This is a genomic window from Aeromonas aquatilis, from assembly GCF_054052405.1.
In genome coordinates this window covers 1-10,543 of sequence record NZ_JBSTYP010000099.1, presented here as the reverse complement: position 1 = coordinate 10,543, position 10,543 = coordinate 1, and the positions used below count along the sequence as shown (strand labels likewise).

The following is a 10,543-nucleotide window of genomic DNA, read 5'->3' as shown; positions in this document are numbered from 1 at the left end:
ATGTCAGCCCGGCGGAGTTTAACAAGAGGTATTGGAGAACTGCTCAGGCTGCTTGATCCGGGACTGTCCGATCTTGTCAGGACACCTCAGTTCGACACTCCACCCCTCGGCAATCTGCAATACTGGACCGATCCCCTTGATCAGATTGATGCGGCTCATGGTGAACGGCATCCCACCCTTGGTCAGGTAACGGGTGGAGAAACCACTGCCCCGGAAGTACTCATCGATGGCCGGGCACCACTGGGTTGCCCCCAGGCAGGCCTTGATATCCTCAGGGGTGACTTCCCAATGAGGCTTGATGGTGGGCATGCCTTTGGCATCTTTCTGCTGGCCAGTGCCATCTAGCGCAGCAGAGCCGGAGTTAATCATGTGAATGATGCCGTGCTCGGCGGCACCTGTGAGCTGATGGCCAGTGACGCGCTTAACGGCATCCGGTGACCAGTAGGTGCGCACGTCACAGAAGATCTGGGCTGTGCCGGTCAGGCCATAACCCAGCAACATGGTCATGGCGTTGAGGCTGTCGTTCTCGGTACCCATGATGAGTGGTGCGCGGGCACAATTCCAATCGAAGGAGCTGTTAAGCAAGGTCTCCGCGGTATCACCGTTGGGGTATTGATCGGTCCAGTGACGCTGACCCTGGAAGCCACCCACAATCGCGTTATAGCCCAGCGCCTCTTCACCAAAGCCCAGTTCGGCCAATCGGGTATTGCCCTGCATCATGTCGCGCATGCAGATCGCCATCAGCAGGCTTTCGCGCAATACGCCCTTCTTCTGCTGCGGGGAACTCTGCCGCTCCGGCGGGTTGAGATCCGGCCCTTCATTGAAGTGCTGGCCAGCCCATTCCATGGCGAGGTCCAGCTCCTGCGGGTCATAGATACCCTTGTCCATCCGGCGACGCAGTTCAGTCATATCGACTGCCTGCACCTTCATGCCGAAAAACTCTTCAAAGAAGGTGTGATCAACGATAGAGCCGGCAATCCCCATGGAGACGCCACCGAGGGAGAGATAGCTCTTGCCCCGCAGCGTCGCGACGACCAGACCGGCGCGGGCAAAGCGCAACAACTTCTCCTGCACATCTTGCGGGATGGTTTTGCAATCCGCGTCCTGTACATCCTGACCATAGATGGAGAAAGCGGGGAGCCCCTTCTGGTTATGACCGGCCAATGCCGCCGCCAGATAAACAGCACCCGGTCGCTCGGTGCCGTTGAAACCCCAGATGGCTTTCGGGCGGAACGGATCCATATCAATGGTCTCGCTGCCATAACACCAGCAAGGGGTCACCGTAATGGTGAGGCCAACATTATGCGCCTTGAACTGCTCTTCACAGGCCGCAGACTCTGCCATGCCACCGATGGTGCTGTCGGCAATGACGCAGCTGACACGCTCACCACTAGGATGGCGCAGATGCTCGCTGAGGAAATCAGCCGTCATGCGAGCCATAGTCATGGTCTGCTCTTCAAGGGATTCACGTACCCCCATGCGACGACCATCAATGGTGGGACGAATGCCGATAGTAGGTAATGCGCCAATTAACTTGTTCATGTCTGATCCTTATGCCTTGTGGCCTTTGAAACCGAAGTGGATGAGGTAGATAAAACCGATAAGCGGAATGATGAAGGCCATGCGGATGCCGGCCATGTCCGAGATTTGCCCCATGATGGCGGTCAAGACTGCGCCCCCCAGGATGGCCATGATGAGACAGCTGCCACCAAATTGGGTGTCCTTGCCAAGACCATGTACCGAGAGGCCAAAAATGGTGGGGAACATCAGCGACATACAAGCCGACACTCCAATCAGGCCGTAGACACCGGCCATACCGCCAACCATCATCACCACCAGCAGGCAAAGCACTGCGCCAGCGGCCAACAGCCCAAGCAACTTGGCGGGCGAAATAAACTTCATCAGCGCGGTGCAGACGAAGCGGCATGCAGAGAAGATCACGATGGAGGCCAGCAGATAGGTAGAGGCATCGGCTTCATTGCCGCCGACTTCTGTCATGACATAGCGGATGGTGTAAGACCAGCAGCCGATCTGGGCCCCCACATAGAAGAACTGCCCCAATACCCCGCGCACAAAATATCCCTTGGCGAACAGCCGTGCGAAGCTACCTTTGAGGTCCAGTCCGTTGCTATTGGTATCATGGGCAACAGGCATGCGGGTAAAAGCGATAGCTAGCCAGACAGCCACGATCACCAGTGCTACCACAACATAAGGCCCCATCACCGCCGCCAGTTCACCGGTTTGAATTTGGCCAAGCTCGTCGGCTGACATCAGTGCTCGTTCGGCATCGGTGGCCGGATTGAGTTGCGAGAGAATATAGAATTTGCCGATCAGCACCCCGGTAATGGAACCAATGGGGTTAAACGATTGCGCGAGATTCAAACGGCGAGTGGCTGTCTCTTGTGGACCCATCGCGATGATGTAGGGGTTGGCGCTGGTTTCCAGAATCGACAGTCCGCCAGCTAGCACAAAAAGGGACGCCAGGAAGGGGCCATAAGTCATTATCTGACTGGCTGGGTAGAACATCAGTGCGCCAGTGCAAAATAATCCTAGCCCTAATAATACTCCAGCCTTGTAACTGAACCGTTTAATAAAGAGCGCGGCAGGCAGTGCGAGACAAAAATAGGCGCCATAAAAAGCGGTTTGCACCAAGCCAGATTGCATATCCGTCAAGGTAAATACCTTTTTGAATTGTGCAATCAAAACATCCGTCATGTTATTTGCCAATCCCCATAGAGCAAAACAACTGGTCAGCAGTATGAACGGTATCAAGATACTCCTAGGTACCACCTGATGAGATATACCCGTGCTTTCGGGCACGATATCATCGCGACTGTTTTCACAAACAGCGGCTTGGGATGTATTAGCCATAATGTAAACTCCATGTTTTTATTGCGTAGGATATGAGGTTCTATTTTTTGTTGTATCTGTTTAACTGCCTTACATTACTTTCGTTTTTTTCTGTCAGGACTACATCCAGGTCACTAAATTGACAGATCCTGACAATTCCGGAACGATTTTCTTTATGAGAATCTGCTAGCAATACCTTCTGCTTCGCGGAAGCCAGCATCACTTTCTTGGTTGAGGCATTAATCTCGTTATTTTCCCAGACACCGCTGCTGGTACTGTATGCCGAGCAGGATAAAAACAACGTATCCACCCGGTACTGGCTGATATTGCCACTGGCAATGGTACCTACAAAAGCTGCATATTTTTCTGAGTACTCACCGCCGATGGCGATGGTTTTGATGTTTTTCTTGACTGCCAGGCTCAACACATTTCGGAAAGAATTGGTGATCACTGTTAATGATATATCCGGTAACGCCTCAGCCAGATACCAACACGTTGAGCTGGCATCGAGCATAATCATGTCACCTGGTTTAATCAGTGCCAACGCTTTATAGGCAATCAACTTTTTTTCTATCGAGCGTTCATGTTTACGTTTATTAAATGCCAATCCAGCATCGGCATTATCAAGGGATATAGCTCCACCATGCACTCTTTTTACGGAGCCATTGGATTCCAATTCCTGCAAGTCACGCCGTATTGTTTCCAATGATACAGAAAAACGATCTGAAAGCTCCTTAACTGTGACTGAACCAGCCTGAACAATATATTTTTCCATATCAACAACACGAGGTGACAACATAATTAGCCTTGGCTTGTTAGGGTGCGTTGATTATAGGGGGATGGCTCTTGATATATATGTGATCTGGCGCAGACTTTACCGGTTGTGAAACGGGTGCAGCCCAGTCAAAACGGGCACAAAGGCACAGAAGATGAATACCTATGTTATTGAAAATAAAAAGATTGATTGAAAACTAGCCTTGCCCGATTCCATAGAAAAACCCCATAATCAGGCAACTTTCAAATGCAGAATATTGAATTGGCTCACAGCGGGCAGAGCGCTTAATCGAGCAGAGGTATCAAGAAATGAAAAAAAGGTGGAAAAGAGAAGGTCCGTCACCATTTACGTTCAGAAGAAGGGTGGACGGTGGCGACATTAGCACAGGAAGCCGAGATGTCCCGAGCCCGCTTTGCTGCCCACTTCCAGGCTCAAACAGAGTTATCGCCCTTAGGCTACTTGACCCAATGGCGGATGTTGTTGGCATGCCAGCAACTGTTGGCGGGGGGTCAATTACTCAGGTTGCACTGGGTGCTGGATACAGTGGTAGCGTCGCGTTCAGTCGGGCGTTCGAGCAAGAGTTCGGAGTAAGCCCTAGATGTTGGCTCAAAGCTCAGCAGTCGGTAGTTTCAGCATAACAATGAGTGCCCAGACTGAACACCTATGGCGTGGACTTCACCAATGAGTTAAAAAGAGGTTCGCTTTCAGCACCTCCCGATACGACTGGTACAACATTTTCTGGGGGACTGACATTACCTGCATTTGCACTCAAGAAAGGACGCATTTCCTGACGGCGCTACTCGACATGAACTCTCGCCATATGGTTGGCTGGGCAGTAAAACCATGTATGGTGTCGTAACTCAAAGCAGCAACTACAGCTGCTTGCGAATAGTAATAATGTCGACGTCAGGTTTCCGCTGGATTTCTAAGCACCTTCCATGCGCTATCCTACTTCCCAGTACCTACCTCCGCGACCCGTGCCAGTTCGCTAAACGCCACAAACAGATGATAAAACGTACTGGCTGGCGCATGAGAGGTCAACGGCTTCCCCTCGCTATTCACTTGGTCAATCCACTGTCCGGGCTGTGCGGGCAACAGGTAGTAGTGGAAGATCCGCGCAACCACCTCGCGGATCTGACAGGCGGTAGCCTCATCCCCCTGCTGCTCATAGGTCGCCAAGAGTGCTTTCAAATGTTCGGTCTGGCACCAGAGCCGGCTGGTATCGCGATAGGGTTTCCCATCATCGGTCAGCTCATCGAGCACCAGCCCGGTTTGCCCGTGACCATGGCGGATGGCAAAGCGGGTCAATATCCCGATTGCCTCGTCAATCTCGGTGCTGGTTGGCCGAATTTCCCAGCTGCGGGCAAGAGTCCGGTAGCGTGCCAGCAGCCAGCACCACTCGTAGTGATGGCCAGGGTCGATGAGACGGGAGTCGGCATGACGCGCCAACAGCGCGTCGTCGAAAAACTCGCGCAGTAAACCGGGCTCCAGAAAACGCTGACGAAACAACCGATACAGCGCGGTTGCCCGTTGCTGCCATATCACATCATCAAAGCTGTCTGCCGCCACCAGCAGCGCCTCGAACAGATGCATATGGGGATTCTGGCTACGCAGTGCGGCAGGCGGCCAACTGGAGTGAAATCCGCCGTGCAGCGGGTCCGCAAAGAGTTGCTCAATGGAGTGATAGCGCGACTCGGCCTGTTGTTGCCAGCGTGGATCGCCACTCAAACGATAGAGCCAGCACTCCGCCAGCAGGGCAAACGCGTATTCATAGCTGCAGACTGATGCGTCAGCAATCGAACCATCCCGATTAATGGAGAAAACGCTATGCCCAGCCCCATCGTCAAAATGCCCCATACCGACCAGCGCAGAGCGCTCGGCAAGGGTGCGCCCGTCGTACCACCCCAGCAGGGTGGCGTGGCTGAACACATAGATCTGGCGGCTCTGTACCCGAAAACGGGTCGGCTGCCACAAAGGCCGGCCAGCACTACCCAATCCCTCGGCAAACAATCCACGCTCGGGGTCAACCCCCTGCACGCCCCAAAGGGGCAGCGCCTCGGAAACCAGCCAGCGATGGCAACGCTGTGCGGCCTCAGTCACCTCGATATGCATAAATTACCTCTCGCAACGGCGATAAAAAGGGAGAGCCAGGCTCTCCCATTGTTGGCCATATGGCTTTGACCCCATCAGAACAGACCGATGGCGACCCCAACAAAGGCCAGTACCAGCAGCCCCAGCATCGCTTTGACCGGCGAGACGTTGCGCTTGGCCATCAGATACCAGGTACCCAGCACCACCAGCAGCGGCATCAGTTTGGGGAAGATGCCATCCAGCATGCTCTGAACCTGAATATTGACCCCGTCCGAGGTGACAAAATCGAGCCCGGTGGAGAGGTTGACATAACTGGCCGCCACCCCGCCCATCACAAAGACTCCGAGCAGGGAGAGCGCCTCGCGCAGCTTGGCCGACTCGGAACTGACCAGAGACTCCACCGAACCAGTGCCCAGCTTGTAGCCCTTCATAAACAACATGTAGGAGCCAGTAATGGCGATGGCGTTGAAGCTGATGATGTAAAACAGCGGCCCCAGCACACTCCCCCCTGCCGCCAGCGCCATACCGATACTGAGCAAAATGGGCACCAGCATACCGGGGATCATGGAATCACCGATGCCAGCGATGGGGCCCATCAGGCCGACCTTGAGGGTGTTGATGGTCTCACCGTCGATCTTCTCGCCATTGGCCCGCTTCTCTTCAAGCCCGACTGCCAACCCGTTGATAATGGCGCCGATCTGGGGCTCGGTGTTGTAGAAGGAGGCATGGCGTTTCATCGCCTCCATCCGTTCAGCCTTGCCGGGATAAAGCTTCTTGAGCGCCGGCATCATACCAAGGCAAAAGCCGAACGATTCGAGACGCTCGAAGCTCATGGAGGAGAGGTTGTACATCATCCACGAACGCCAGCAGGCACGCAGATCCCGTGAGGTAAGAGCAACCGGCTGCTTGGCCGCCAGTTCCCCTGATTGCAGCTCTGTATTCATCAGAATTCATCCTCATCATCGGTTTGGGTGGCAGCACGGGCAGCGACTGCAGGGCGTGGTTCCGGCTTGTAGTTGTAGTGAATGAGCGCCAGCAGGGCCCCAATCATCACCAGCCCCACCATGTTGAGCTTGAGAAAAACGATGCCGACAAAACCCACCAGGAAGTAGATCAGCATGCTGTTCTGCTTGATGATCTGCTTGAGCAAGATGGCAATGCCGACCGCAGGCAGAATGCCGCCCACCACCGTCATGGTACGGATCACCAGCTCCGGCAGGCTGTTCATGAAGCCTTCGATGTACTGGTTGCCAAAATAGACGGCAATGAAGGTCGGCACGAAGCGCAGCACGAAGTTGCTGGCCTGCGGGAAGATGGCGCTGTTGAGGTAAACCCCCTGTTCATCGCCCTGCTCCAGCGCCACATCGGCCCTGTGGTTCCAGTAGGAGTTGAACACCATCATGAAGTTGAAGAGGATGGTCCCGGCGATGCCGATGGTGGCGGCAATCGCCACGGCAACCGACGGCTCCTTGCCCGACATGATGCCCAGCGCAATGGCCGGAAAGGCGACGAAGTTGAGATCCGCCGGCATGGAACCGCCCGGCGTCACCATGGCGATGTAGACCGCTTGCACCGCCACCCCGATCAGGATCCCGGTCTGGATATCCCCCAGAATGGCACCGACCAACATGCCCGAAACCAGCGGGCGGGTAATGGTGTACCAGCCACCGGTCAAGCCCAGCAGCCAGGGGCTGCTGAGGGCACCGAGATAACAGAGTATCCCGATGAGTGTTGCTTCAAAAAACATGATGCCCTCCTCCCCTTATTTCAGCTTTTTCTGGGCATCTGCCCAGCTGTAATGACTGGCATCCGGTACCAGTCGAAAATCGATCTCATGACCCAGCGTTGTCAGGTAATCAAAGGCTGCGATCTCCTGCGCGGTCACCGATTGATTGGGCCCGATGGTCGTGGTGTGCTCTCTGGCACTCATGGGACCGACGTTGATTTTGCCGTTGAGATTATCAAGGGAGATCCCGGCTGCGCAGAGGCGCTGCAGGGTGACCGGCGACTTGCCAATCACGAAGTAGCGTTTGTCACTGGCAATCACCTTGGGCAACTTGGCAATGGCGGTCGCCACATCAAACAGCCACACCTTGGTGTCCGACACGGCCCCCGTCATCACCTGAGAGAGCAGCGGATCGGCCGCCACCTCATCATCGATCGCAACGATGCCGTCACAAGGAAGCTCTCTGGCCCAGCGGGTCACCAGCTGACCGTGGATCACCCGGTCGTCAATCCGTACAAATGAAATGGCCATCATGCTCTCCTAGAAGTTGTCATCTTGCGGATTTGTCACCGCCGGTGCGGCGATCACCATGGATTCCAGTGCCTGTGCCAGTAGCTGACGGGCAGCCTCGTGCACATCCGTTGCTGCCAACCAGTCGGCGCTCATCAGCAACATGGGGAAATTGACGCCGGTCACAATGGCAACCGGCTGTGGCCATGCGGGGTCGAACGCGAAGCGGCACGCCACGTTATAGGGAGTGCCACACTCCATGTCGCACAGCACCAATATCCCGTCAGCCCCTGCGCCATGGCGGCGCAGGGTCTGTTCAAACTCGGCACGAAAGGCCTCGATACCTCCCTCTTCCGTGAGAGAGACGGTCGCCATGGCAGGCATCTCGCCGTAGACCATATTGGCGCTGGCCAGCAGGGCCGGCGCCAGTGAACCATGGGTTGCGATAAGGATCCTCAGCATCTCGGTTACCCCCTCACAAAGGCTTTGATGGTGGCAATGGTCTGCCCTTCACTCTCGCCACTCGGGCGGATGCGGTATCGGCCCACCGACGCCGGCACGATAAAGGTCTCGGCGTAGTGCACCACGAAGGGGGCGAAGGCGTTGTCCGGGCTTTCTACCGTTGCCTCCCGACCCTCTATCAGGTTGAGCACCTGCACGGTGCCGCCGGTATCGTGCTCTACCGGCACGCTGAACCAATGGCGACGGGTCTCGATAAATTCCCGCTCGTGCAGACCGGTGCGCTCTTCACGCCACCCTTCCCCTTCGGCTATGGGCTCAATGCAATTGACCAGATTTCGCTCGGTCCAGTCGGTATCCCGATCCCACTGGATCACCTTGCTGCCATGTTCCAGATGGATGGGGCGCGGGATACCGTCGAGCCCGACCCGACCCCAGTCCCACAACTTGAAGGTGAAGATGTAGGGGGTGGCACTGATCTCGAGCACCATGGCCCCCGCCCCCGAACAGTGCACAGTCCCGGCTGGGATCAAAAAGTGGTCATGCTTGCGGGCCGGGAAGCGGTTGATGAAGCGCTCGTCGTCGAAGGGCTTCTCACCGCGCTGGGCGGCCGCCAGCTCCGCCAGCATCTCTTGCGGAACAGTGCTATTGCGAGTGCCGAGATAGACGTAGGCATCGGGAGCCGCATCGAGCATGTAGTAGCTCTCGTCCTGGGTGTAGTGCATGCCGAACTCCTGCTGGATATATTCGGTCAGCGGATGCACCTGCAGACTGAGGTGCTGCCCCTCCACCGTATCGAGGAAATCGAAGCGGATGGGGAACTCGGCGCCAAAACGGGCGTGAACCCGCTCACCCAGCAGCGGCCTGGGCTCACAGAGCACCAGGTTTTGCGAAGGGATCTCGACCCGGACCGAACCAAACCGGAGATAGAGGCTGTTCTCCTCAGGCACACAGTCAAAACACCAGGCATAGTTGGCAGGCGCCGGGTCGAGATCACACACTTGCTTCATCCACTGACCGCCCCACACACCGGGGTCAAAGAAAGGGACGACGCGAAACGGTTGGCGCGCCGCCTGATGCAGTGCGGCATGCAGTGCCACTCCCGTCACCAGTGTCGGTTTGCCCTTGATATTGGTATCGAGCAAGAAGTCAATGGTCGGTAATTGCGCCACCTTGTGACGATCAAACACCCGCCACTCGATAAAGAAGGCGCGTTTGTAGCGGCGCAGAATGTCCTCTTCCGTGTTATCCGCGCCCCAGTTGCCAATCTCTTTACGGCGCAGACGCTGCTGGATCTCCCAACGAGCCAGGTCGGCGTAGACCCGCACATCCCCTTGCGTCACCAGTGAGGCGCCGCTGCCCATCACCACCACCAGCCCCTTGGTGATCTCAGCGACCTGCCGTTGCAGGTGGGCTAACGCAGCTGGGTCAAAAAACTCCACCATCTTGTGGGGGGCCATCACGCCAAATACCCGATCGTCGGTGATGAAGCGTTCAAGCATATCCAGCACGGTGGGCTCGGGCAGACGCGCCTGCTCCACATCGATGAGCGTGTGGGGCCCAAGTTCCTCCAACAGCTGAGTGCGCAGCTCAACCTGATCCACGCCGTGGTAGCAGTCGATCACCAGCACCACTTTCGCCCTGTCCTGCCCGTTCACTTTGGCCAGCAGGTGCCGGGCAATCGCGTCCCACCCCGCACAGGCGGCATCTTCATATCCGGCAACCGCAATTTCGGGATACTTGTCGTAATTGGATACATAACTCGAATGAATCATTGGCCTGCTCTCTCGCTGATATCTGCAAGAAAGATAAATCGATTAACCCATTAACCCCAACCTGATAAACAAGATTAACCTCAAAGAATCGACTGTTCGCTCACCACTTGGCGGGTTATTTGTGACCAATGACTCACTTTTATTAATGCCAAATCAATCAGCAAGGTTAATCGATATACCCTTACCCTCATTACCATGACAGGAGACACCTCATGAGCAATGTGACCGTTGCCGATATTGCCCGCCACCTGGGGGTATCTACCGCGACCGTCTCCATGACCCTGCGCAACAAGGGACGGATTTCGGAACATACCCGCCAGCGGGTACTCAAGGCGATCGATGAGCTCGGCTATGTCT

The 10,543-nt window shown here is 55.7% G+C and carries 10 protein-coding genes and 1 pseudogene; 2 read left to right on the top strand and 9 right to left on the bottom strand.

Features of this window, described 5'->3' with window-relative positions; genetic code table 11:
* Positions 1–18: 18 nt before the first annotated feature.
* From ACW5W8_RS22870 to ACW5W8_RS22860, 3 genes are read right to left on the bottom strand one after another with little or no spacing between them, the layout of a single operon-like run.
* Entirely contained in the window at positions 19–1,542 is a 1,524-nt protein-coding gene (locus ACW5W8_RS22870) for an L-fucose isomerase (RefSeq protein ID WP_498630644.1), read from the bottom strand.
* A 9-nt stretch (positions 1,543–1,551) separates the two neighbouring features.
* The gene (fucP, locus tag ACW5W8_RS22865; RefSeq protein WP_498630642.1) at positions 1,552–2,871 is read right to left on the bottom strand and encodes an L-fucose:H+ symporter permease; all 1,320 of its coding nucleotides are present in this window, start codon (positions 2,869–2,871) and stop codon (positions 1,552–1,554) included.
* A gap of 40 nt (positions 2,872–2,911) precedes the next feature.
* Entirely contained in the window at positions 2,912–3,649 is a 738-nt protein-coding gene (locus ACW5W8_RS22860; RefSeq protein ID WP_498630640.1) for a DeoR/GlpR family DNA-binding transcription regulator, read from the bottom strand.
* A gap of 318 nt (positions 3,650–3,967) precedes the next feature.
* Between ACW5W8_RS22860 and ACW5W8_RS22855 the strand changes: the two are divergent.
* Positions 3,968–4,263: pseudogene (locus ACW5W8_RS22855) on the top strand (helix-turn-helix transcriptional regulator); the annotation flags it as partial.
* A gap of 310 nt (positions 4,264–4,573) precedes the next feature.
* On the opposite strand, the gene ACW5W8_RS22850 reads toward ACW5W8_RS22855, so the two are convergent.
* From ACW5W8_RS22850 to ACW5W8_RS22825, 6 genes are all read right to left on the bottom strand, one after another.
* Positions 4,574–5,737 (bottom strand): AGE family epimerase/isomerase, encoded by a 1,164-nt coding sequence (locus ACW5W8_RS22850; protein ID WP_498630638.1) that lies wholly within the window; start codon positions 5,735–5,737, stop codon positions 4,574–4,576.
* 74 nt (positions 5,738–5,811) lie between these two features.
* Positions 5,812–6,660: a PTS system mannose/fructose/sorbose family transporter subunit IID gene (locus ACW5W8_RS22845; protein WP_431362443.1), complete on the bottom strand. Its 849-nt coding sequence runs from the start codon at positions 6,658–6,660 to the stop codon at positions 5,812–5,814.
* Positions 6,660–7,463 (bottom strand): PTS mannose/fructose/sorbose/N-acetylgalactosamine transporter subunit IIC, encoded by an 804-nt coding sequence (locus tag ACW5W8_RS22840; protein ID WP_498630635.1) that lies wholly within the window; start codon positions 7,461–7,463, stop codon positions 6,660–6,662. Before ACW5W8_RS22840 ends, ACW5W8_RS22845 begins: the two co-directional genes overlap by 1 nt.
* A gap of 15 nt (positions 7,464–7,478) precedes the next feature.
* The gene (locus ACW5W8_RS22835; protein ID WP_421278487.1) at positions 7,479–7,976 is read right to left on the bottom strand and encodes a PTS sugar transporter subunit IIB; all 498 of its coding nucleotides are present in this window, start codon (positions 7,974–7,976) and stop codon (positions 7,479–7,481) included.
* 6 nt (positions 7,977–7,982) lie between these two features.
* Positions 7,983–8,414, bottom strand: coding sequence for a PTS sugar transporter subunit IIA (locus ACW5W8_RS22830; protein ID WP_498630633.1), 432 nt, complete (start codon positions 8,412–8,414; stop codon positions 7,983–7,985).
* A 5-nt stretch (positions 8,415–8,419) separates the two neighbouring features.
* A complete protein-coding gene (locus ACW5W8_RS22825) occupies positions 8,420–10,186 on the bottom strand; it encodes a class I mannose-6-phosphate isomerase (RefSeq protein WP_498630631.1) in 1,767 nt (588 codons plus the stop codon).
* A 212-nt stretch (positions 10,187–10,398) separates the two neighbouring features.
* Here ACW5W8_RS22825 and ACW5W8_RS22820 point away from each other — a divergent pair.
* Positions 10,399–10,543: LacI family DNA-binding transcriptional regulator (locus ACW5W8_RS22820; protein ID WP_498630646.1), on the top strand; the 145-nt coding region annotated here is incomplete at its 3' end.

Excerpts from the sequence above, each read along its gene's own strand:
- ACW5W8_RS22870 (WP_498630644.1), bottom strand. The coding sequence starts at position 1,542 with ATGAACAAGTTAATTGGCGCATTACCTACTATCGGCATTCGTCCCACC.
- fucP (WP_498630642.1), bottom strand. The coding sequence starts at position 2,871 with ATGGCTAATACATCCCAAGCCGCTGTTTGTGAAAACAGTCGCGATGAT.
- ACW5W8_RS22860 (WP_498630640.1), bottom strand. The coding sequence starts at position 3,649 with ATGTTGTCACCTCGTGTTGTTGATATGGAAAAATATATTGTTCAGGCT.
- ACW5W8_RS22850 (WP_498630638.1), bottom strand. The coding sequence starts at position 5,737 with ATGCATATCGAGGTGACTGAGGCCGCACAGCGTTGCCATCGCTGGCTG.
- ACW5W8_RS22845 (WP_431362443.1), bottom strand. The coding sequence starts at position 6,660 with ATGAATACAGAGCTGCAATCAGGGGAACTGGCGGCCAAGCAGCCGGTT.
- ACW5W8_RS22840 (WP_498630635.1), bottom strand. The coding sequence starts at position 7,463 with ATGTTTTTTGAAGCAACACTCATCGGGATACTCTGTTATCTCGGTGCC.
- ACW5W8_RS22835 (WP_421278487.1), bottom strand. The coding sequence starts at position 7,976 with ATGATGGCCATTTCATTTGTACGGATTGACGACCGGGTGATCCACGGT.
- ACW5W8_RS22830 (WP_498630633.1), bottom strand. The coding sequence starts at position 8,414 with ATGCTGAGGATCCTTATCGCAACCCATGGTTCACTGGCGCCGGCCCTG.
- ACW5W8_RS22825 (WP_498630631.1), bottom strand. The coding sequence starts at position 10,186 with ATGATTCATTCGAGTTATGTATCCAATTACGACAAGTATCCCGAAATT.